Below are 24,116 nucleotides of genomic sequence, written 5' to 3' on the forward strand. Positions count from 1 at the left end.
CCCCGCTGCCGAGCCCGGCCAGCGCCAGCGCCCACACCGACAGCGCCGCCAGCGCGATGACGAACGGCCCGCGCGGCATCGCCGCCCCGTTGTTGCGCGCCGCCCACAGCGCCAGCGCGGCGAACAGCAACGCCGCGAGCGCATGGGTCCACAATATCAGCGTCTCGGCCATCGCCTCAGCGCGCACCCTCCGGGAACAGCACCACCCGCACCGTCTGGAGCAGGATCAGCAGGTCAAGAAACGGCGAGTAGTTCTTGGCGTAATAGAGGTCGTATTCGAGCTTCTGCCGCGAATCCTCGATCGACGCGCCATAGGGGTAGTTGATCTGCGCCCAGCCCGTGATCCCCGGCTTCACCATGTGCCGTTCTGCGAAATAGGGCAGCTTGGCCTCGAGATCCTCGACGAACTGCGGCCGTTCTGGCCGGGGGCCGACAAAGCTCATCTCGCCCTTCAGCACGCTCCAGCATTGCGGCAGCTCGTCGATGCGGACCTTGCGGATGAAGCGGCCGACGCGCGTGACGCGCGGGTCGTCCTTTTCCGCCCACACCGCCTTGCCCCGCACCTCGGCATCGGTGCGCATCGAGCGCAGCTTGATGATGTCGAACGGCACGCCGTACAGGCCGACGCGGCTCTGGCGGTAGAAAGCCGGCCCCTTGCTGTCGAGCTTCACCGCGATCGCGCCGAGGATGATGAACGGGAAGGTCACCGCGAGCAGTAGCAGGCTGGCGGTGATGTCGAACAACCGCTTGAACACGCTCGACAGCATCCGGCTGGACGAGAAGCCGTCGGAGAAGATCAGCCACGACGGATTGACGCTGTCCAGGTCGACGCGACCGGTCTCACGCTCGAGGAAGGTCGAGATTTCGTTGACGTGGACGCCGGTGGTCTTGATCCGCAGCAAGTCCTTGAGCGGCAGCGCGTTGCGCCGCTCCTCCAGCGCCAGCACCACCTCGCTCGCGCTCAGCAGCACGACATGGTCGGCGAGGTTGTAGATCGCGTCGCGGGCGATCGCTTCCGGGATCACCCGGTTGGTATCGCTCATGCTGACATAGCCGACCACGGCGAAGCCGGCGCCGGGCTTTGCCGCCAGCGTCTTGAGCCGCGCGGCACGCGCGCCCGCGCCCAGCACGACGATCCGCCGTTTGAACGCCTGGCTGCCCAGCGCCTTGCCGATCAGCACCCGCAGCATGCCCAGCCCAACGATCGCCAGCCCCATCGCGTAGAGCAGGTTGGACCGCCACAGGCTGAGCCCCGGCAGGATGAAGAACACCGCGCTGAGCGCGAGCACGCCGATCGCGACGCCAACGCTCAGGCGGACCATGGCGAAGCGGATCGATTGCAGCGAATCGGCGCCATAGACGCCGACCGCGATCATCGTGGTTTCCAACGTCGCGACGAACACGGTCAGTTGCAGCGCGCGGGTGTGGATCGGTTCGACCAGCATTCCGATCTGGTGCGCGCGCAGCGTCCAGCCGAGTTCGGCGGCCAGCGCGAGCAGGATGATGTCGAACAAGCCGAGCAACAGCACCGCGTTGGGGACGTAATGCTTGAACAGCCTGATCATTGCGCGCGCCGCGCCCCCGACATGTGGTGTAAAATCTGCCGACAGTCTCTCGCGCAAATTGGCGAAGAAATGCTGAACGCCCGGCGGAAATGATAACGGCGATGCGCGTTGGACTGTCGGGGCGCACCGGCTACACCCTTTCCCCGACAGGAGATCGACCGACCATGAGCGACGCAAAACCGATTACGCCGGTCATCCTTTCAGGCGGATCGGGTACGCGCTTGTGGCCGATGTCGCGCCCCGAACGGCCCAAGCAGCTGCTGGCGCTGACCGCCGAGGAGACGATGCTCCAGCTCACCGCGCGTCGCGCACCGTGCGGCGATCGCTTCGCCGCGCCGATCGTCGTCGCCAACGCCTTTCACGCCGACGAGGTCGAGCAGCAGCTCGACGCGGTCGCGGGGTCGGCGCAGGCGCTGATCCTCGAACCGATGGGCCGCAACACCGCGCCGGCGATCGCGCTGGCGGCGATCACGGCCGGGGGCGGGCACGATCCGCTGCTGGTGATGCCGTCGGACCATGTCATCGCCGACGTCGACGCCTTTCATGCCGCGATCCGCGCCGCGCTGCCGCTGGTCGACGAGGGATGGCTGGTGACGTTCGGTATCACGCCCGACGGCCCGGAAACCGGCTATGGCTATATCCGCATGGGGGCGGAGGTCGCGCCGGGAGTACGCCGCGTCGACCGCTTCATCGAAAAGCCGCCGCTCGCCGATGCGGAAGCGATGCTGGCCGAGGGCGGCCATGCGTGGAACGGCGGCATCTTCCTGTTCCGCGCCGACATGTATCTGGCCGCGCTGGCGGCCCATGCCCCGGCCATGCTGGTCGCGGCGCAGGAGGCGATGGCGAGGGCGCGGCGCGAGGGCATCCGCATCTGGCCCGACGAGGACGCCTTTGCCCGATCGCCGGCCGATTCGATCGACTATGCGGTGATGGAAAAGTCGGACAAGGTCGCGGTGGTGCCGGTCGACATGGGCTGGAGCGACGTCGGGTCGTGGGACGCGCTGCGCGCGATCAGCCAGCTCGACGACGGCGGCAACCACCATCAGGGCGAGGTGATCGCGATCGATACGCGGAACTGCTTCGTGCGATCGGACGGCGTGCGGATCGCACTGGTCGGGGTCGAGGATCTGATCGTGGTGGCCAGCGGCGACGACGTGCTGATCCTGCCGCGCGGCCGCAGCCAGGACGTGCGCAAGATCATCGAAGCGATGAAGCGGTGATGCGGCCCCGCATCCGCCCGCGATCGCCAATTGCCCTCCGTCCCTAGCGTCGGATCGGACATGCTCCGGCGACGGCCGAAGCGTTGGGCCCAGTCCTTCGCGTGCCTGCCGATGCTCCGGCCCTCGCCGGAGCACAGGCCACGCTTCAAACCGGCTGGATCAAAGTCCAGCGTCCTCAACTTCCAACCGCTTCCCGCGCCCGGTCGGCCAGTCGCGCCACCGCCGCGTCGTGGATGCCCGGCGCCGTCGCCAGCACGCCGAACGCCTGTGCCGACGGGGTATTGAACGCCAGCGGCCGGCCGAACGCATCGGTGACCGCCGCCCCGGCCTCGCGCGCGATCAGCACCGCGGCGGCGATGTCCCATTCATGACCCCAGCGGATCGTCGCCAGCAGATCGGCTTCGCCCGCCGCGACCATCGCGATGCGCAGCGCGATCGAATTGGGTTTGGCGACCATGACGAGATCGCGATCGACCCGCGGCAGGCTGTCCGCCGGCACGCGCGCGCCGGCCAGCGTGGTGCGTTGCGCGGCCCGAATGGGGGCGCCGTCGCGCCGCGCGCCGCGCCCCGTCTCCGCTCGCCACACCTCTCCACGCGCCGGGGCGTCGAGCACCGCGAGCACCGGCTGGCCGTCCTCGACCAGCGCGATCGACACCGCCCAGCCGGGGCGGCCGCGGATATAGTCGCGGGTGCCGTCGATCGGATCGACCACCCACACCCGCCGCGCATTCAGCCGGTCGCGATTGTCGGCGGTCTCCTCCGACAGCCAGCCCGCCGCCGGATCCAGCGCCGCCAGCCGCTGGCGGAGCAGCGCATCGACCTCCAGGTCGATCTCGCACACCGGGCTGCCGGGGGCCTTTTCCCACCGTTTGAAGTCGTCGTGCCACCGCGCCATCGCCAGCGCGGCGGCCTCTCGGGCGACGCCCGCGACATCGTCCGCCAGATCAGCCACCCGCGACCGTCATCCCGTCGATCCGCACCGTCGGCGCGTTGACGCCGTGGCGATATTCCAGGTCGCTGGCGGGGGTCAGTTCGGCGAACATCGTCCGCAGATTGCCGGCGATGGTGAATTCGGCGACCGGTCGGGTGATCCGCCCGTCCTCGATCAGGAAGCCGGCCGCGCCACGGCTGTAGTCGCCGGTCACGCCGTTGACCCCCTGCCCCATCAATTCGACGATATAGACGCCGCGGGCGATCTCCCCGATCAGCGTGTCGCGCGGGGTCGGGCCGGCCAGCATCGCCAGATTGCTGGTCGATACGCCGCCGCGCGAGGCATGGCCGGTCGGTTCCAGCCCGAGCTGCCGGGCGGAGGCCGAATCGAGCAGCCACGTCTGCAACACGCCGTCGTCGATGATCCGCACCGGCGACACCGGCAGCCCTTCTCCATCGAACGGGCGTGAGCGCAGCCCGCGCGGGCGGTGCGGGTCGTCGGCGATTACCACGCCCGGCGCGAACACCGGCGTGCCCAGCGCATCGAGCAGAAAGCTGGTCCGCCGCGCGATCGCCGACCCGGCGATGGCGGACACGAGGTGGCCGACCAACCCGCCCGACACGCGCGGATCGAACACCACCGGCATCGCCCCGCTGTCGATCCGCCCCGGATCGAGCCGCGCGACGGTGCGTTCCCCGGCGCGGCGCCCGACCGTCTCCGCCGATTCGAGCAGCGATTGGTGGCGCGCGCTGTGGCTGGCCCAGTCGCGCTGCATCGCGCCGCCCTTCCCCGCCAGCATCGACGCCGACAAGCTGTAGCCGCTGACCCCGTAGCCATGGGCGAAGCCGTGGCTGGTGGCGATGGCGACGGTCGATCGCGATGCCGACGCGCTGCCGCCGTCGCTGATCGTCACGCCCGGCACCGCACGCGCCGCCTCCTCCACCGCCAGCGCCCGCGCCTTGAGCAGGTCGGGCGCCGGATCGCCGCCGTCGTCGAGATCGAGTTCGGGCGGGTTGCCCTTCAATAGCCGGTCGGCGGGGGCGAGGCCGGCCCACGGATCCTCCGGCGCCAGCCGCGCCATCGCCACCGCGCGATCGACCAGCGCGGCGACCGCGTCGGCGGACAAATCCGACGTGGCGACGCTGGCCGAACGGCGGCCGACGAACACCCGCAGCGCCATGTCGGCGTTTTCCGAGCGGCCGACATCCTCGAGCGCGCCCATGCGGACCTGGACGGCGGTGGAGGCATCGGCGGAATAGACGGCGTCGGCGGCATCGGCACCGGCGGCGCGGGCGCGCGCGACCAGATCGGCGGCACGGTCGGCGGCTTGCTGGGGACTCAACATCGACGCGACTTAGGGAGCCGGCCCCCCGACGTCAAAGGGCGCTCCCCACCACCAGGCACGCCGCGAACATCAGCGCGCCGGCGTTGCGATTGGCGCGGAAGCGGGCGAGCGCGTTGGCGCCGTCGGCCGGAACCAGCGTGACCACCTGCCAGCCGAGGTGGATCGCCATCGGCACCAGCGCCACCAGCACCAGCGGATCGGGTCGCATCCGCCACAGCGCCGCGCCCCACAGCAGCAGCGCCACCGCATAGAAACCGGCGACACCGGGCCGCACCGCCGCCCCCATCCGCCGCGCCGACGATCGCACGCCGACCAGCGCGTCATCCTCGACATCCTGCAACGCATAGATGGTGTCGTATCCGATCACCCAGGCGATGCCGCCGCCGTAGAGCAGCAGGCCGGGCAGGCCCCAGCCGCCGGTGATTTCGGCCCAGCCGACCAGCGCGGCCCAGCTGAACACCAGCCCCAGCCACGCCTGCGGCCACCAGGTGATGCGTTTCATGAACGGATAGGCCGCGACCAGCGTCACGCTGGCCAGCGCGGTCAGCGCCGCCGGCACATGGAGCTGGAACAGCACCACCAGCCCGACCAGGCAGAGCAGGCCCAGCCATGCCCACGCCGCCTTCAGCGACACCGCGCCGCTGGCCAGCGGGCGGACGGCGGTGCGCGCCACCTGCCGATCGAGATCGCGATCGACGATGTCGTTGTAGACGCAGCCGGCCCCGCGCATCGCGATGCTGCCGATCAGCAGCCACAGGATCAGATCCCACCGCGCCACCGCGCCACCGGCCAGCGCCACGCCCCACGCGCCCGGCCAGAACAGCAGCCACCACCCGATCGGCCGGTCGAACCGCGCCAGCAGCGCCAGATCGCGCAGCACCGGCGGCAACGCGCCGACGATGCCGCGATGTTCGGAATCGGGGACGATCTCCGCCGTCATGCGTGGTCGCGATCGAGCGTGCCAAGTTGACGAAGTTGGCAAAGTTCAGACGAAACGCGTGTGCGGCCGGCGCCGGCAACGGCGCGGCGGCAGTGGGCAAAGGGCGCGAGTCGGATCATCGCCGATCGTGCTGCCAAACCAAATCCAAATAGGAAAGCCCCCGCCCGGCCATCACCGCGCAGAGCCGCCGCCCGGGCGAACCGGGCGCCGGCGTGGCCGGGGGGACGACGATCAGCGCGCGCGGCGGCGGGCGAGCGCCATCGGGCGCGCGGCGATGTTCATTCCCTCCGGCAGGCCGCCGGGCATCACGCTGAGATACTGGAGCATGTTGGCCATCGCCTTGTCGGTCAGCGCGATCAGATCGCGGCGGCGGTCCTTCGCATCGGTCCAGCGGCGCAGCAGGCCGCGTTCGGTCATCAGCTTGACCCAGCGCAGCGCGGTGCTCATCGGCACGCCCGCGGCGATGCAGACGCTCGACACCGACACCTCATGCCCGTTCAGCCGCGCGCGCGTCAGGTCGAGCAGGATATCCCACGCCGGCTCCGCGAACAGATCGGCCGGAAAGAAGCGCGCGCGCAGCTTGCGGGCATTGATCGCCGCCTTCAGCGTCTCGGTCGCCAGTTCCTCGTTGCTGGCCTTGCGGTCCAGCGGCGCCGGCAGCGCGCCATGATGCTCCACCGTCGCGGTCAGCCGGCTGATCTGGTCGGTCAGCTCGCTGATATAGTCCGGGACCGCCGGCGCCGTCCGCGCCGCCAGATACCGCGCGGCGCGGCGCAGCGCGTTAGCATAACCCTCCCACTTCACCGGCTTGCACAACAGGTCGACCGCCTCAAGGTGGATGCCCTTGACCGCCAGTTCGGCCGACAGGTGATCGCTGACCATGATCGTGGCGACGTGGCGATGGGGCGCCAGCCGCGCGCGCATCTCCTCGATCAGCGCGATGCCGTCGACCTCCGGCATCTGGACGTCGACGATCAGGATCTGGATCGCGGGATTGCGGGCGAGGTGATCGAGCGCCTGCCTCGCGGACCCGGCGGGAACGAAGCCATAGCCCAGTTGGCTGACGACCCGCCCCTGTTCCTCCAGCAGCGCCTGATCGTCGTCGACCACCAGCACGCACGGCGCCAGCGCGACCGTGGCCAGCGTCGGTTCGTTGGCATAGTGCGTCACAGGCCGGCTCGCCATTTCCCGCTGTTCCTCCTGGCCCCGGTTGTGCCCAAATTTCGTGTGCTTGGCTATCCCTAGCGGTGGCCGGACCGTAGTTTAGCGGCACAACGAGGCCGCGGCGACGGGGCGCGGGCAACCGCCCCATCCGCGCCGCCGATCACTGATCAGATCGCGCCAACCGACTGTAAGAACGGCAATTTCTGCTCCCGGAACTTGGTGAGGCCGCTGACCACCACCTCGAGCTGGCCGGCGCGATCGTTCACCGCCTTGCCATCGCGGGCCAGCGCCCGGCCCAGCCGCTTCAGGATCGCCACCACGCTATCGGGAATCCTGTCGTCGGCCACCTTGTCGCCGATCAGTTTGAAGATGATCCAGTCGAGATCGGTCATCGTCACCGAGCAGCCGGTGTCGGGCAGGCACAGGAAGCGATAGGGCGCGCCCTGGGTGCACAGCGTCGCCATCGCCAGATTGGCCTGCGCCGCCTTCGACTTGCGCCGGGGAAGCCGGGGCAACACCCAGCCGCCGTGGAGCAACATGCTCAGCGTCTCGACCACCGCCGCCTTGCGCTTGCTCTCGGTCACGCCGTCGATGAGGTCGCCGACGCTGGTGCCGTCCTTGCCGGCGGCGATCAGATCGAGCAGCTCGTTGTAGAATTCGGGCCGACCATTCAGCTCCATCGCCGATCCGGTGATCTTGAACGGCTCACCCTCGTCGGGACGCTTGGCCAGCGGATTGACGACAAACCGGCTCTCGCGCAGCAGCTCGGCACGCTCGCTCGGCCACAGCTTGTTCTGCCCCTTCACATACAGATCGCGGCGAAACGCCTGGTTGGTCGCATAGTCGCGCAACTGCTCGCGCATCAAAGGATCGCTCTGCCCGTTCAGCAGATCGCGCAGCTCGCGCGACAGGAATCCCTCGAACGATTCGGGCAGCGTCGCGCTGCCCAGATAGTGGAGCTTCACCGCGTCCATCGCGGCGAACATCTGGCTGACGAACATCGGCTGCCAGAACTGGTTGTTATATTCCTGGACCAGATAGGCCGGATCCTGCTCCTCGGTCGCCTTCAGCCGGACCTTCAGCCCCGGCAGCGCCTTGTCGAGCAGCGGCGCCGCCTCTTGCAGCCCGGCGATGTGGCGCTGCGCCGCCTTGATCGCATCCTCCCCGCCGTTACGGCGCTGTTCGAGCAGGACGAGATGCTGGAACGGCACCATGCTCAGCCAGCCCGGCTGGGTATTATAGCCGTTGTAGAACAGCCCGCCCGGCCGCAGCACCGCGCCGATCAGCCGGAACAACGACTGGCGCACCGCCGGCTGGATCCAGGTCGAGATGCCGTGGCAGACGGCATAGTCGAACACCCCGAGCGCGGCGGGATCATCGGCCAGCGCGACGAAATCGCCCTCGATGAAGGTGACGTTGGTCACGCCGCAGCCGTGCGCCAGCTGGCGCGCGTGGGCGATATGCTCCGGCAGGAAATCGATCCCGACGAATTCGCTTTCGGGATGCGCGATCGCCGCCAGGATCAGGTTGACGCCCTGGCCGCAGCCGGCGTCGAGGTAGCGGAAATTGGCGGCGGGCGCGTGATTGCCCTGCAACAGCGCCGCCCAGCGCAACCGCGCGGGCATCGTCTCAGGGTAGAATCCGTATGAATAGCCGCTGTTGGCGTAATACCCGTGCATCCAGTCCATCGGCCGTCCATCCCCTGTCCATCGCCGGCCAGCCCGATGCCGTCCCCGGCATCGCGTGCGTCGATTCCCCGACCGTGGTTAGCCCGCCGGGCGCCCGATGCCCATCCGCTTTCGTGGGGGGCGGCGTTGGCGGGGCAGCGGCGGCGGAAGCGATGAGCGGCGTTCCGGGATGCGGGGATGCGGGGGCGCAGGGTGCGGGTGCGCGAAAGGGTGGATGCGTGGATTCCGGACAGGCGCGGGCGGCTCCGAGGGCGCATTGAAGCGGCCGGGGGCCGTCGGCGATCCCGCTTGGCTCTTGGGTATGACCGCGTCGCTCCGGGGTGGTCGGCGCCCGTGATCGAGCTTGCCGCGCGGAGGACGGGTGGCCGTCGGTGACGGGCGCGGGCGGAGCGTGGCCGCGCCGGGCGTTCCCGCCGGTACCACGCGCCGCTGCCCGTCCGCCGCGATCGGGCGGACGGGCGTTGACGTTATTCGGCCGAGGCGTCGGCTTCCTTGGGCAGGTTCACTTCCACGCCCTTTGCATAGACCGCGCGGGCGGTTTCCATCAGCCGCAGCTGGGTGCGGACGCGGGCGATCTCGCGATCGGCGATCCGCAGACTGTTGAGATTCGCCTTGGCGGCGTCGTTGAGCGACTCGATCTCATATTCCTTGCCGTCGATCGAGACGGTGGGGGCACTGGCCATGAACGCATTCCTCTTTCACGAAACGAAGGATCGACCTTCAACAAAAACCCCCGTCTCCACAAGAGAGACGGGGGCAATGAAGTTAAAAATTCCCGACGTCCGCCACCCCCGCCGAAGCGGGAGTGGCCGGAACATCGATCAGACGATGTACTGGGTGGTGTCGAAGTTGACAGCCGCACCCAGAATGTCGCCCGCGCCGGTGATCGTCGCCACCTGGGTGACTTCGTTCGCCGTGATGAGGCCATCGCCGTTCAGATCGTCCAGGAACCAGACCTTGGCATCCTCGCCAGTGTGGGTGCTGTCGAACTCGATGATCACCGAGCTCTGCGCGAAGGCCAGCGCCCCGTTGTTCACCGTCTGCGCCGCAATCTGGGCCGCCGTCAGTGCGGTGCCCTCATTGTCGAAGCGGACGATGTCGCCGGTCGCATCGATACCGTTGCCGTTGGTCGAACGGGTCGCGATCGTCCCTTCCAGCTCGTCGAAGTTGCCGTACGCCGAGTGAGCGAAGAAGGCCTGGAAGTTCAACACGTCGCTGGCATCGAAGCCGTTGATGGTGTCGAGGCCGTTGAGGGCCGCGCTACCTTCGAACACGAACGTGTCGCTGCTCTGCACCGCCGCGGCGTAACCCGCACCGATGTCCGAACCAGTGAGCACCGCATCGGTGCCTCCCGTCGAGCCAACGTTAAAGATGGCGTTCAGATCGGCAGCAGTGATGGTCGAACCAGCGGCGTTCGCGGCAAACTTGAACACCAGATTGTTGGCCGTTGCATCATACGTCACCGAGGTGAGCGCGCTAGCTTCGGTGGCAGTCAGGCCCGCCGCGGTAAGCGCGGAGACCCAGGTTGCCAGCGGCATGGCTGCCCATGCAGCGCCCATCTGATCGGCATCCGCGTGTTCGCCGATCTGATTGGGACCGGCGGGAGCCGCCGTGGCAAAGAGATCAACGCCCACGTTCGCCGTCGTAACGAACGACTGGCCGAGACCCGCCTGCGTACCGCTGTCAGCACCAAAGCCGGCCAGGTTGATCGTGGCAACCGCCCCGACCGCCGGCACGACGCCGCCGTTCAGGATGTCGTTGCCCTGACCGCCGATGATCACATCGTTGCCGGAACCGCCGGTGATGGTGTCGGCGCCGTTGCCACCGAAGACGGTGACGGCGTCAGCACCAGTGCCGGCCACGGTGAACGTGATCCCGCTGGTCGCCGCCGCAACCGACCCTTCGTGGTCGAACTGCGCCGTGCCTTCGAGAACGCTGCCGCGGAAGCTGACAACATTCAGGTCGGTGGCACCGGTGAAGGTCAGGACCTTCGCGCCGCCGGTCAGCGTGTTCGCCGTGGTGTCGAACACCCACGAGGTGCCGGCTTCGGTGACCGAGGCCTGGGTGAGCACGACGCTTTCGAATTCCTGGACATTGGCAAGGTTGTTGATCTTGCCGATCACCAGTTCGTCGGTCTGTTCGCCAGCAGCTTCGCCGATCGCCGTGGTGAGCGTCGTCGAGTTGATGCTGCTGATGTCCAGCACGTCGAAGTCGAAGCCGAACACGGTGTTCAGAGCCGCAAGGCTGACCGTGGTGTTGCCGAGAACACCGCCGTTGAAGGCGACGTTGGAGGCTTCGTTGGTCACCTTGATCGTGTCGTGGTCATTCGTCGGATTGTCGACCAGCGTCAGGTTGCCGGCCACCGAAGCGAGGCTGGCAAAGTTGTAGACGTCGTTCGACGAACCATCCTGCAGGATTTCGAAGCCGGTCAGGCGGATCGTGCCCTGCGTGGCGCCCTGACCCAGCTGAACGTCGATGACGCCCGGCGAGGTGCCCAGCAAATAGACCAGGTCAACACCGTTGGTGAACGACACCGTGTCCTCGGCGTCCTGCGACGCTTCGATCTTCAGGCTGCCCGTGTGGATGCCGTTATCCGCCGTGTACGACGTGATCACGTGCTGGCCCGCACCGGCAAGGGCACCGCCCGAACCGTCCTGGAAATCGACGGTCGCCGTGACCAGACCCGAGCCGATCGGCGCGGTCGGATCAAAGGCGCTGACGTCGATCGTGGTGGTGATCGAGGTTTCGAGCGCCTTGTACGACACCTGGTTGGCACCGCCACGCAGGTTGAGCGTGTCGTCGCTGTACCGGTGATCGACGTTGGCGAGGTTCACGAGATCTTCCGAGCCATCGTAGAAGATGCTCTCGCCAAAATCGCTGCCCTCGATCCGGTTCCAGGTGGCATTCGCGAATGCCGGAACCGAGGCGTTCTTGTTCAGGTCGTAATATTCGACATAGCCCGGGATGCCCGAGATCGAATTACCCGAACCGTCGGCGATCCGGATGACGCTCTCGAGCCGATCGAGACCCGCGTTCGCCTTCGTCTCGTCGAACTGGAACGTGACCTGCACGTCCTGGCCCAGCGAGGTGAAGTCGAGCACGCTCTCCCCGGTCGAAGCGACGATCTCCTCGACGCCCACCAGAGCATCGACACGGTCACCTGCGCCACCGAAGTAGTCATCGGCGGTGTTGCTCACCAGCACATGGTTGGTGCCGGCGTTGACCGCGACCACGCCAACGATCTGGTCGTTGGTCTGGCTGTAGTCGACACGATCGGTGCCGCCGCCCAGGTTGAACGTGAACTGCTCGTAGTTGCGGACATCCGGCGCACCAGCACCCAGCTGCTGAATGGTCTGGCGAGCCAGGGCGCCATTCAGGGCATCGTAGTTCAGGTAGCTGTTGAAGCTGATGTCTTCCGACGTGGTGTCGCTGGTGGCGTTGGTGCCCATCAGCGTGACGTCGCCAACGACCAGCAGATCGTTGCCGGCGCCCGTCTTGTAGTTCTCGAGCTGAACGATGCTCTCGACCGTGACGAGCAGCGTGCCGCCCGCCGAGACCTTGCCGTTGATCAGGTTGACCGTCTGGTCACCCGCCACACCGGTCACGTCGAGGGTGTCCTCCTCGCTCAGGCCGCGCGCGGTGTTGCCGTTCAGCGTGATGAACTCGACGCTGTCGAGCGTGTCCGTCGCGATGACGGTGCCCAGACGGCCACCGGTCGAAACAACGGTGTCAACCGCGGTGCCGACGTTGATCGTGACCGTCGGCTCAGCAGCCGTCGTACCGAAGTTGTTCTGGTACTCGATGCGGTCGTCGCCCAGGCCGCCGATGAAGGTGTTGTCCTTCGCCGCTTCGGTCTGGTTGATGATCAGCAGGTCGTCGCCCTGGCCACCGATGACGTTCTCGACGCCGTCGACGTTGATGATCGCAGTTTCGAAGTCGCTAGCCACCGGACGGGTCGCCGAAGCGTGCGCGTCCTTGCTGTACGACACCGTGCCGGTGCCCAGGTTGTACAGGATGCCGCCGGTCGCGGTCGAGATCGCAGCGACATCGAGCGTGTCGCGGCCCTGACCGTCGCCGGCCACAGCGTTGCCGACACCCGACACGGTGCGGATGTTCTCGAAGTTGGTGAACTTCGAGGTGTAGTCGATCGTGCCGTTGCCGTCCGTATCGACGCCAACCGTGCCCGCGCCACCGTTACGCAGCTCGACGACACCACCGGTGGTGGTGAAATCGTTGAGCGTGATGGTGAACCGGGTCGTGCCGGCGGTGAAGTCGGCCTGCTGATACTGCAGCGTGTCGCTGAACGCGCCGCTGATCAGGGCGTTGCCGTCCTCGGTCTGGTTGATCAGAGCGATGCTCGAGATGGTCAGGCCGGTCAGCGCCGCGACCTGGGTCGGGTTCGCCGCTTCCCACTCGTTCAGCTCATAGACGCGGCTGGTCGCCTCGCCGGCCACCTTGACGGCGTAGTAGTTCTTACCACCGTCGAGCGTGTCGTTGCCGAGCGAACCGATGATCCGGTCGTCGCCGGTGCCACCGCTGATCACGTCGTTGCCCTTGCCGCCGATCAGCAGATCGTCGCCGTGCGCCGAGAAGATCTTGGCGCCCGAGAGGCTGGCGTTGGTCGCGGCATTGTCGGCAATCACCTGACCGGTGTTGGCGACGGTGCTGGCGAAGTCGTTCGCGCCGCCATCGACCAGGATCGAGTTGGTCCCGGTCAGCGTCTCGCCGGTATCCTTGGCGGTCTGCAGGGTGGCGCGGTTGATGCCGGTGTCGCCGACGAACAGCACGTTGTCGCTGTTCAGCGCCCCGTTGCGGCCGTCGAAGCCGTACAGGAAGACATCGGTGGCCGAATTGTTGGTCACGGTCGCCGACGGCGATTCACCGCCCGACTTGTTCTGCAGCGTCACGACCGGGGTCGTGATGTAGACGGTCTCTTCGCCGTTGTAGGCGCTCTGCGAGATCGTGATGCGGTCCGTGCCCTGACCCGCCACGTTGTACGTGGCCGTCGCGGCCAGCTGACCAGCAGCCGTATCATTGTCCATGAACGAGTTGATGAACCCGGTCATGCGCGCAATGAATGCGTCCTGGATCTGGTTCTGCGTGGCGGCGTTCGAATCCTCGCCGGCAATGATGTTGCCGTCCAGATCGACACCAACGGTCAGCTTGTAGGTCACGCCGTTGACGCTGATCGTCACCACGTCCTGAGTGGTCAGGTTGGTGAAGTCGATGTCGTACGACTGACGCTCGGCCAGGTGCGTGCCGTCGGCGCCGAAGCTGACGACCAGATCCTGCGCATAGGCGTTCTTGCCGAGCGAGATGTTCGAACCGTTCGTCGAGTCGTCGTTGGTCTTCTCACCGTCGTTGCGATCTTCGTACGACACGAAGATCAGACGATCCTGCGACTGCTCGACCGACGGTGCGCCGACCGACTGGGTCCACGACAGGGCACCCGCCGGCGGCACAACGTTGCCGACGAAGGTGTAGCCGCCCGCCACGAACGTGTGACCGTTCGGATCGGTGATCGTGATGCTGTTGTCAGCATTGAGCACTGCGTTGAGCGGTGCCGTCGCCGAGTTCGCGTCGAGGGCGTCGTTGAGCCCCTTCACGAAGGCGGCATAGGTGCTCTGCACACCCGTTGCCAACGACACGGTGTAGGCGACGCCGTCCAGCGTGAAGGCGATGCCGTTGACCGGGAAGCCGGTCAGATCGCCCGGGTGATTGGCGTCGGTCAGGGTCAGCGTCAGCTTCGAGTTCGAAGCGACGGCGGCCGACTGCTGGCCGAAGTCCTTCGTGTACAGACGAACGCCGTCAGCATCGGTGTCCCAGATGTTGTCGCCGTCGGCATCCTGCTGCCGCCAGATGGTGTCGACGCCGTCGCCGTTGTTCAGGAAGAACACGAAGTCGTCGCTGCCGTCGCCACCCGAGAGGTAGTCGTTGCCGCCACGGCCTTCGATCACATCGTCGCCGCTGCTGGCATAGAGGATGTTCGCCTTCGCGTTGCCGCGCAGGTCCAGATCGCCCTCATAGGCGAAGTGATTCTGCTGGTTGCGGAACACGAGCTCCGGATCGTTGGTGCCGGCCGCCAGATAGTCGACCTCACCCAGACCGGTGGCGATGACGTTGTCCATGTTGGTCACGGTGACGCGGGTGCCGGCCGACGCGTAGTTCGACTGGTCCTGCGTACCGGCGACATCGGCGCCGCCGTAGCCGCTGGCATTCTTGATGTTCTGCGCGGCGAGGTCGAAGCGCAGCGTCGCATCGGTGATCAGGTCGGACGCGCTCTGATTACCCAGCGCTTCGCGCGTCAGGTACAGCGTGTCGTTGCCGTTCGCCGCATCGGGGCCGCCCGGGGCGTCGGGGCCGTCACCGTTGATGGTGCCGCCATCCGCCTCGAACACGATGCTGTCGTCACCGGCGCCGCCGATGAGAACGTCCGCACCATTGTTCTTGATGTTCTGGAGGTTCGGGTGGTTGAGGTAGTTCAGGTTGCCACCGAACAGGATGTCGTTGCCGGCGCCGCCATAGATCTGGTCGTTGTCGAAGCCGCCGATCAGGATGTTGTTCGCAACCGAGCCGATGATCACCAGCTGCGCCGACGAACCGATCCCGACGTTCTCGCCGTTGGCGAGTGTCTTGCCGGCTTCGCCGAGCTTGACGTCATAGCCATCGAGGAAGCCGTACAGGTTACCCGAGGCGTCAACGTTCTCGATCTCACGCATCCCGATGCCCGAGATGCTGGTGTTCGACGAGACGTACTGGTTGCCTTCGCTGCTCAGGTTGATCGTGTAGGGCTCTTCATCGTCCTGCGCTTCGACCAGGAACCAGTCGGCATCCTGCGGCGTGTTGTTGCCGACGGCCGAATCGTCCGAGGTGCTGCCCCCATCAATGAACAGCGCCTGGCCATCGCTGAAGTCGATCGCCGAGAAGTCAGCAAAGAAAAAATCCGCGTTGCGGCCGCCCGACAGTTCGTCACGGAAGCCAAGGCCCTGGAGCTCCGGCAGCACGCCGCCGCCGACCAGGAAGTCGTTGCCGATGCCGCCAAACGCGACGTCGGCGCCGAGGCCGCCGAGGAAGATGTTGCCGTTGGTGTGGACGCCGTCACCCTGGAAGCCGGTGCCGTCGAACGAGATGTTGCCCAGATAGTTGGCGTCGGTGTTGTACAGGTTCAGATTGTCGCGGCGATACGCATCGACAACCTTGAAGTTGACGCCGTCGTCGGCGGTGGTCGGATTGTTGTTCTCGATCCCGTTCAGGTCGATCACGCCGTTGCCGTTGAGGTCGGCGCCGCGGATCTGGTTGTCGGTGTACGAGAAGTCGATGCGGATCGTCTGGTCACCGGTGAGGTGCATGACGTCGACGCCGTCGACGACCTGGTGGTCGAGGTGCAGCGCGGTGCCGTTCGGCAGATCGACGCCAGGAGCGACGTCGGCATCGGTCGTCGTGATGACCTGCGTGCCCAGCTTGAACGACTGCGACAGCGTATCATAGACCAGCGTGCGCGAGGCATCGGCGAAATTGATCGTCGCACCCGAGGTGCCGACCGGGATCGTCACGGTGCCGCCCAGCGAGTCGGTCAGGATGACCGACGAACCCGAGACGCGCGCGTCATAGGAAGACGCCGCGCCGCTGAGGACGATGGTGTCGCCGCCGCGGTTGAACGATGCGTCGAGAACGACCTTGTTACCGGCCGCAACAGTCACCTTCTCGTGAGCCGTCGTGCTGGTGGTACCGAACACCTCGGTCGGGCTGGAACCCGCACCGATCGAACCGGATTCACCGGCGTTCAGAGTAAGACGTGCCATTGAAGTGCTCCCAAAGAATTTCTGAAGACGTTAAAACCAGATCACTCGGTTATGCGAAGTTCATGAAGTTGAATCCGACGGCGGCTACAGCCGACGCATAGTCAGCAACGAAACCAGCGGTCACCGCGTCGTGAATGACGATCGCGTTGACCACGCCCGCTGCTTCATTGTTGTAGGAAATGCGAAGATCCGTCCCATCGGTCGTGAAGCTGTAGTCATCCGCAGTCGCTCCGGTCACCGAGATGAGATCATCCGCGGTGAAGCCGTTGATAACGACGTTGGTGCCCTTGGCCGCATCGTCGGTGAAGTTCAGGCTCGCCGTCGAGGCATCGATCGTGACCGCTTGTTGTGCCGTGCCTACGTCGATGGACTGACTGTTCGGAGGGGTAACAACCGCCGCCGCCTTGAAGAAGTCAGACCCGATCAGCGCTTCCGCGCTGGCCTCGTTGTTGATGTTGGCGCCATTAGGGTTGGCGCCGAGTAGAGTGATCGAATTTACTACGCCATTATTATTGTAAGTAATCGTGATATCGGTCCCGGACGAAGCAAAGCTGTACGCCGAAGTCGACGCGCCCGAGACGGTGATGGTGTCACCAGCGGTGAAATGGTCGATCGCAACGGTGTTCGCGATATTCGCGTTCTCCGTATAGGCGATGTCGCCGCCAGCCGCGTCAGTATACGCGGTCGTCAGAACGTTGGCGTCATCGTCGTCGTCGAGATCGCCGTTCAGCACCGCGACGCCGTCGCCCGATCCATTGCCACCGCCCTGAGTGAGCGCGTGGAAGAAATCGAACCCGGCAGCCTGCTCGGCACTCGCCTCGTCGTGGACGAAGGTCGAATTGACCGCCGCACCGGTAAGCACGATCGAGTTCACCACACCAGCAGCCTGGTTGTTGTAGGTGATGTGGATGTCGTTGCCCACCGTGGTGAAGCTGTAATCTTCCGACGCGCCGGTCACTTCGATCTGGTCGCCAGCACCGATGTGGTCGATGATGACGTTGGTCGCCTTTGCGCTGTCGTCGGTGTATTTGAAGTTGTCACCGGCCGCGTCGAACGTCACCGGCGTCTGCGCGGTACCGACGTCGATCGAAACAACTTCGTCCTGCGGGATCACGTTGATGTTGACCGTGGTCTTTGCCGTGAGGCCGCCGGCATCCTTGACCGTGATCTCGAAGCTGTCCGGGCCATTATAGTCATGCGCCGGCGTGTAGACATACTGATTGTCCACCACCGTCACCGTGCCGTGCTGCGGCTGAACCGTGATGTCGACGTCGAGATCATCGTCATCGACGTCGTCCGCCTCGAGCGGAATGACGATCGAACTGTCCTCGTTCACGTCGAGCGTCGGGATCGGGGTGATCGTCGGCGCGTCGTTGACCGGAGTGACGGTGATGTTGATCGTCTGGGTGGTGGTGTGGCCCTTGCCGTCGTTGACGGTGACGACGAAGCTGTCGGTCCCGTTGTAATCCTGGCTGGGGGTGTAGGTGAACTTGCCGTCGGACGTGCCGCCGGTGACCGTGCCGTGCTGCGCCGCCGTGGTGACCGAATAGGTCAGCGTGTCGCCGTCCGCGTCGGTCGCCGTCGCGGTGACCAGCTTGGCCACATCCTCATCGGTGGTGACCGCCTGAGTCGCGCCGCCCGTGAACACCGGAGCCACATTCGCCGGAGGGGGCGGCGGCGGGGTCGGGGTGGTGGTGTCGTCGTCGCCGCCACCGCCGGCCACGGCCGCGATGCCGCCGCCGACCAGCAGGAGACCGCCGAGCGCGTAATAGACCACCGCGCCGTCATGATCGTCGTCCGACGTCGCCGCGGGGGCAGGCGCCGTCGTGTCCGCGCTCTGATCCTGAGAGCCCAGGCTGTCCATCATGCTCGCGAAGGAAAGGCCGTCGGCGAGCATCGAAAGCTCACCCGACGCAACGTCGCTGGCCATGGCCGCGCTGCCGATCGCCTCTACATCACCAGAAACAGCATTGGCGGCATCAGCCTGATGCGCGGAAACCCACTGGTTTTCCGCCGCAACAACCTGATCCGCCTGAGGTGCATTGATTTTCTTGGTGTGAGCAGAGTGCTTGGTGCGGTTCGCGGCCGCTACCGATACGACTGAATTACTCATGCATTCCCCCAACTTAAGAAACCCATGCAGGGAAAACTGCACCCCGCATTGTCGGCGTTAACAAGCCCATTGAAACTTTGCCAAAGCTATTAAAGCCAAATCGCAGCCAATCTGGCAGCTTCAACAAGGCACGATCGTTTCAAATCCCATTCCACAAATCCCCCTTACACATTCTTACCTGCGCGCCGGAAACCGGCCCCGGCGACCCGAGGCGCCACGCACGGGCGCGGAAATCCGTCCGGTTCGAGAATGTGAAAGAGGGATTGCGGTACGGCGACGGCCACGACCGGGGTCGCGCCGCCGCCATGGATCCTATTCCCGCAGCGCCCGCTCCGACAGGCGCGTGATCGGGGTGAACAGATAGCTGAGTACCGAACGCTTCTCACCCAGCAGGTTGACGTCGACGGTCATGCCCGATCCGAGCTGCAGCGTCTGGCCCAGCGCGTTCTTGAGCGTATCGGGACGCGCGCGCACGCGGACCTGATAGTGGCTCTCGCCCGTCTTCTCGTCGAGCACGGCGTCGGGAGAGATCGTCTCCACGGCACCGTCCATGCTGCCGTAGATCGCCGAATCATAGGCCGACACGTTGATCCGCGCCGACTGGCCAATGCGAACGTGGGCGATATCCTTTGGCATCACGGTCGCCTCGACCAGCAACGTGTCCTCGCTCGGCACCAGCTCGACGATCGGCTGTCCGCCCGCGATGGTGCCGCCGACGGTCGACACGGTGACCCGGTTGATGCGCCCGTCCATCGGCGCGACCAGCGTGGTGCGGCGGACGCGGTCCTGCAGCGCCGGCAGCGCGTTGCGGCGCGCGGCGAATTCGGCCTGGGCGCCGGCCAGCTCGGTCGCCGCCTGAGTCCGCCATTGCTGTCGGATCTGGTTCAGCCCGGCGGTCGCCTCCGCCACCGCGGCGTGTGCGCGCGCGGCGGCGGCGGCGGACGCGGCGGCGTCGCTCTGCGCCACGCTCAGCCCGTTTTCGAGCTGGACCAGGCTGATGCGCGGTTCGATGCCGCGATCGACCAGCGGCCGGAGCATCCGCAGCTGCTGTTCAAGCGAACGCTGCTGCGCCAGCCGCGACTGATAGGTCGCCTCCGCCTCCACCACCGCGCGCTGCGCCTGGGTGATCCGCGCGGTCGCCGCGCTGGTGCCGCTGGCGAGATCGTTGAGCCGCGAGGCATGGAGCGACCGTTCGATCGCGACCTGCTCGGCAAGCTGCGGATTGTCGCCGACGGCGGGATAGCGCGGTTCGCGTCCGTTGACCTCCGCCTCCAGCCGCGCGACCTTGGCCGACAGGCTGGCCGCGGTGCTCTCCCCCGCCGACAGCTCGGCGCCCGACGCGGTCTTGTCGAGCAGTACCAGCGCCTGCCCCTTCTTCACGTCGTCACCCGCCTTGACCAGAATCTGGCGGACGATGCCCGCCTCCAGGTTCGAGACGAGCTGAAGCCGCGAGCTGGGCACGATGCGGCCCGGCGCGTGGACGGTGCGATCGAGCCGGGTCAGCGCAGCCCACGCCACCGCCACGACGAAGAACAGGAGGATGCCCCACAGCAGGACGTTGGACGCGGTGCGCGGCGCGATCCGCGTCGTCATATCCTCGAGCATGTGCCGGTCCGGGTCGACCGGGACGAGATTGGTGGCCATGGTGTGATCTTCCGAAATGTCAGGCGACAGCGCGCGGGCGCTGGAGCTGGGCGAGAACCTGGTCGCGCGGACCGTCGCTGGCGACCTTGCCCTTCTCGATGATGATGATGCGGTCGACCAGCCGCAGCAGCGCGGTGCGGTGCGACACCAGCACCATGGTGCGGCCCTTCAGCTCTTCGGCGAGCCGGTCGATCAGCGCGCCCTCGGTCTGCGCGTCCATCGCGCTGGTCGGTTCGTCGAACAGCATGATCGGCGGCTTGCCGACCAGCGCGCGCGCGATGGTGATCGACTGGCGCTGGCCGCCCGAAAGCCCCTCGCCGCGATCGGCCAGGCGCAGGTCGTAGCCGTTGGTGATCTCACCCATGAAGCCGTGGCTGCCCGACAGTTCGGCACAGCGCAGCATCTCCTCGTCCGCGAAGCCGGGGCGGTCGAGCAGGATATTCTCCCGCACCGTGCCCGACAGCAGCACCGGATCCTGGATCGCCACGCCGATCTTCTGACGCAGCGAGATCGGGTCATATTGGCGGATGTCGGTGCCGTCGATCAGGATGACGCCTTCTTCCGGCGTATAGAGTCCCGACAGCAGCCGCAGCAGCGTCGACTTGCCCGATCCGACCCGGCCGACCAGCGCGACCTTTTCCCCCGGCTCGATCGTGAAGCTGACGCCGCGCAGCGTCTTTTCCGGAGCGGCGGGATATTTGAACTCGACGTTGCGGAACTCGATCTTGCCGGCCACGCGCGCCGGGACCAGACCACCCTCGCCCGGACCCTCCGACGGCATCGACATCATCGCGTTGAGCTGCTTGTACGACGTGCGCGTCAGCGACACGCGCGACAGCAGCTGGGCGATGCTGCCCAGCGGCTGCACCGCGCGCCCCGACAGGATCGAGCAGGCGACCAGCGCGCCGGTGGTGATGTCGCGGCTGGCGATCAGGAACACGCCGGTAATGACGACGCCGGCGTAGGACACCGAATTGCCCGACGCGGCGATCGTCACCGCGATGGTGGAGACCAGGCGCCCGCGCAGCGAGCTGTCGGCCTGCTGGTCCATCGCCTTCAGCCAGCGGCGGCGCAGCAGCGGCGCGGCGTTGCTGACCTTGACCATTTCCAGCGAGCCGATCGCTTCGACCAGCACCGCCTGCTTGGCGAAGCCCTCGTTCAGCGTCCGCGCCGCCAGCCGGTCCATCGCCGGTCGGGTGAAGATACCGGCGGCGACGATCACCGGGATGATCGCCAGCGGCACGAACACCAGCCAGCCGCCGATCAGCGCGATGAACAGCAGGGTGACGAAGATGAACGGCACGTCGACCAGCGCGGTCATGGTGGCGGAGGCGAGGAAATCGCGCATCGTCTCCAGCTCGCGCATCAGCCCGACCAGCGCGCCGCTCGACCCGCGCTTCAGGTCCATGCGGATCGCCATCATCCGGTCGAACACGTTCGCGCCGATCTCCCGGTCGATGTCGGCGCCGGCGACGTCGAGGAAATAGGCGCGCAGCACGCGCAGGATGAAGTCGAACGCGAGCACGAACAGCAGCCCGATCGACAGCGCGGTCAGCGAATCGAGCGCCATGTTCGGCACGACCCGGTCATAGACCGTCATCGTGAACAGGCTGACGATCAGGCCGAAGATGTTGATCATCGCCGCGGCCAGCGCGACCTTCAGATAGATACCCTTGTTGCGGAGCATCGGCTCCGCCAGCCAGGCGGCGAAACGGGGCTGCGGACCCTGCACGATGGCATGGTCGTTGACGTGCCCCTTGGCGGTGTCGGTCATTTGCGATCCAATTGTGCAGGCTCGACGTTGAACGCGTCGAGCAATTTGCCCCGGCGCGCCAGCAAGGCGTAGCGCGCGATATCCAGCTCGGTCACCGTTTCGATGTACCGGGCGGCGACGTTGAAATAATTGGCCTCGGCGCCGAGCAGGTCGAACAAGGTGCCGCGCGAGACGCGGAAGCGTTCGGCGAGCACGTCGCGCGATTGCCGCGTCGCGAGATAATTGTCGCGGATCGCCGCCTCGCTCGCCTCGATCGCCTGGACGTCGGACCAGGCGATGGCGGCGTCGCGGATCGCGTTGGTACGCGCTTCCTGATAGCGCGCCTCCGCACCGCGCGCGCGGGCGGCGGACTGGTCCATCCGCTGGGTGGCGCCGCCGCCCAGCCGCTGGCTGAGCGTCACGGTGCCGCGGATGTCATAGTCCTTCGCGGTCTCGAAAACGCCATAGCGGCCGGCGTCGACGCTGGCGCTGACCGACGGCAGCGCATTGGCGCGCGTCGCCTTGGCATCGAACCGCGCCGCTTCCGCCGCCATCTTGGCCGCGCGCACCGACGGGATCGTCTCCGCATCCTGGCGCGCGCGATCCTGCGACACCGGCGGCAATTCGGCGGCGGGCGCGCGGCCCAGCGTCGCTGGCGGGGCGAGCCCAGTCACGCCTTCATATTGCGCCTCGGCGCTGGCGAGCTGGCGCTGATAGCCGGCGAGCTGGGCCTGCGCGGCGGCGATATAGCTTTCGACCTGCGCCAGATCGCCCGGCGCGGAATAGCCCTGCTTGACGCGCTCCTGAATCGCGCCCTTCAGCGCGACCTGCCCGTCGACGAACGACCGACACAGCGCGACCAGCGCGCGATAGCCGAACACCTGATACCAGGCGGAAATGCCGCGCATCGCGATTTCGGTGTTGGTGCTGTCGATCCCCGCCGTCGCCGCCTCGATCCGGCGGTTGCCGGCGGAGATGCGGTCGCGGGTGCTGCCGAAGTCGATCAGCGGCTGCTGGATGCGGACGATGCCGTCGGTGCGCTTGGCCGGGCGCGAGCGTTCGAGGACGTTCTGCGGATCGTTGGAGAATTCGCGGTCGAGCACCTCGAAGTGCGACAGCGACAGGTCGACCACCGGATATTGCACCGCGCGGGCTTCGTTGCGCGCGCCGACCGCCTCGTCCTGCTGCGCCACCGCTTCCGCACGGCTGGGGTTGCGCTGCACCACCGCCTGAATCGCGGCGCGGAAATCAGCGGCACTCTCACTGGGCCGGGCCAGCTTAAGGATCGGATCGGTCGCCGGATCGACCGCGAACGGATCCCCCGGCGGCGCCCCGGCAAAACCGTCGCCACGCACCCCGGGCAACGGCACCAGCGCGCCATCGCCGTCGCTGTCGGGCAACGTGCCGCGCAGCGGCTGGAGCGTGATGCCGGGGCCGGCGCGCATGACCGGTGCCGGCGCCGGCGCCGGCGACGCCGGGGGCGTGTAGTTCGGCGTGGCGGGGGTGGGGGCCGGCGCGATCGGACGCGGGGTCGCGCCCTGCTGCGGATCGACGATGAGCGAATTGGCGGGAGGGCCAGCCTGCGGTTGACCCGATTGCGCCGCCGCCATCACCGGCAGGCAGCACAAGGCCGAGGACAACAACGCTACGCCACTCCGGGGTGGGAACCGCGAATTCAAATGCGGCGCTCCTACTATGATGCATGCATGGCCGAAGTCAGCCCCGTCAACGCGACCGGGCCGCGATGGACATGCCATGCGACGCTACTGTGAAACTGCCACACGGTCCCTGGACGCCCCTGCCCCTCGTACGGCGGGGTTGCCATAGAGGAGCGTTCAGGGACTGTAAAGCACATCCGCACCAACGCCGGCGCAGGGGCGGTTCAATGGGTTGCGCGGCGCCGCGCCGCCGCCTACACACGGCCGCGTTCGACCGGTCGCGCAGCGCCGAC

General features: G+C 66.8%; 13 protein-coding genes. 1 reads left to right on the forward strand and 12 read right to left on the reverse strand.

All coding sequences use genetic code 11. The features are described from left to right. Nucleotides 1–176 precede the first annotated feature (176 nt). Nucleotides 177–1,565: a TIGR03013 family XrtA/PEP-CTERM system glycosyltransferase gene (locus VNR91_RS09385; protein WP_325490501.1), complete on the reverse strand. Its 1,389-nt coding sequence runs from the start codon at nt 1,563–1,565 to the stop codon at nt 177–179. A gap of 164 nt (nt 1,566–1,729) precedes the next feature. On the opposite strand from VNR91_RS09385, the gene VNR91_RS09390 reads away from it, so the two are divergent. Beyond that, entirely contained in the window at nt 1,730–2,785 is a 1,056-nt protein-coding gene (locus VNR91_RS09390) for a mannose-1-phosphate guanylyltransferase/mannose-6-phosphate isomerase (protein WP_325490502.1), read from the forward strand. 175 nt (nt 2,786–2,960) lie between these two features. Here VNR91_RS09390 and VNR91_RS09395 read toward each other — a convergent pair whose 3' ends face one another. The 11 genes from VNR91_RS09395 to VNR91_RS09445 form a co-directional block, all read right to left on the reverse strand. Then, nucleotides 2,961–3,737 carry a 3'(2'),5'-bisphosphate nucleotidase CysQ gene (locus tag VNR91_RS09395; protein WP_325490503.1) on the reverse strand — a complete coding sequence of 259 codons (777 nt, stop codon included), beginning with the start codon at nt 3,735–3,737 and terminating at the stop codon, nt 2,961–2,963. Next, on the reverse strand, nt 3,730–5,061 hold the full coding sequence (locus tag VNR91_RS09400; RefSeq protein ID WP_325490504.1) for a TldD/PmbA family protein: 1,332 nt from the start codon (nt 5,059–5,061) through the stop codon (nt 3,730–3,732). Before VNR91_RS09400 ends, VNR91_RS09395 begins: the two co-directional genes overlap by 8 nt. Nucleotides 5,062–5,092: 31 nt before the next feature. Then, nucleotides 5,093–6,001: a 4-hydroxybenzoate octaprenyltransferase gene (gene ubiA / locus VNR91_RS09405; protein WP_325490505.1), complete on the reverse strand. Its 909-nt coding sequence runs from the start codon at nt 5,999–6,001 to the stop codon at nt 5,093–5,095. A gap of 231 nt (nt 6,002–6,232) precedes the next feature. After that, entirely contained in the window at nt 6,233–7,186 is a 954-nt protein-coding gene (locus tag VNR91_RS09410) for a response regulator transcription factor (protein ID WP_325490506.1), read from the reverse strand. A gap of 146 nt (nt 7,187–7,332) precedes the next feature. Beyond that, entirely contained in the window at nt 7,333–8,853 is a 1,521-nt protein-coding gene (locus tag VNR91_RS09415) for a class I SAM-dependent methyltransferase (RefSeq protein ID WP_325490507.1), read from the reverse strand. A 467-nt stretch (nt 8,854–9,320) separates the two neighbouring features. Continuing rightward, a complete protein-coding gene (locus tag VNR91_RS09420) occupies nt 9,321–9,536 on the reverse strand; it encodes a hypothetical protein (RefSeq protein ID WP_325490508.1) in 216 nt (71 codons plus the stop codon). A gap of 138 nt (nt 9,537–9,674) precedes the next feature. After that, the gene (locus VNR91_RS09425; protein WP_325490509.1) at nt 9,675–16,655 is read right to left on the reverse strand and encodes a hypothetical protein; all 6,981 of its coding nucleotides are present in this window, start codon (nt 16,653–16,655) and stop codon (nt 9,675–9,677) included. Nucleotides 16,656–16,704: 49 nt separating this feature from the next. Next, nucleotides 16,705–18,768 carry a cadherin-like domain-containing protein gene (locus tag VNR91_RS09430; RefSeq protein WP_325490510.1) on the reverse strand — a complete coding sequence of 688 codons (2,064 nt, stop codon included), beginning with the start codon at nt 18,766–18,768 and terminating at the stop codon, nt 16,705–16,707. Between the two features lie 312 nt (nt 18,769–19,080). After that, nucleotides 19,081–20,412 (reverse strand): HlyD family type I secretion periplasmic adaptor subunit, encoded by a 1,332-nt coding sequence (locus VNR91_RS09435; RefSeq protein WP_325490511.1) that lies wholly within the window; start codon nt 20,410–20,412, stop codon nt 19,081–19,083. A gap of 19 nt (nt 20,413–20,431) precedes the next feature. Further along, a complete protein-coding gene (locus tag VNR91_RS09440; RefSeq protein ID WP_325490512.1) occupies nt 20,432–22,186 on the reverse strand; it encodes a type I secretion system permease/ATPase in 1,755 nt (584 codons plus the stop codon). After that, entirely contained in the window at nt 22,183–23,808 is a 1,626-nt protein-coding gene (locus VNR91_RS09445) for a TolC family protein (protein ID WP_325490513.1), read from the reverse strand. Before VNR91_RS09445 ends, VNR91_RS09440 begins: the two co-directional genes overlap by 4 nt. Nucleotides 23,809–24,116: the final 308 nt, after the last annotated feature.

The organism is Sphingomonas sp. (genome assembly GCF_035555815.1).
In the GTDB taxonomy this organism is placed as follows: Bacteria; Pseudomonadota; Alphaproteobacteria; order Sphingomonadales; family Sphingomonadaceae; genus Sphingomonas.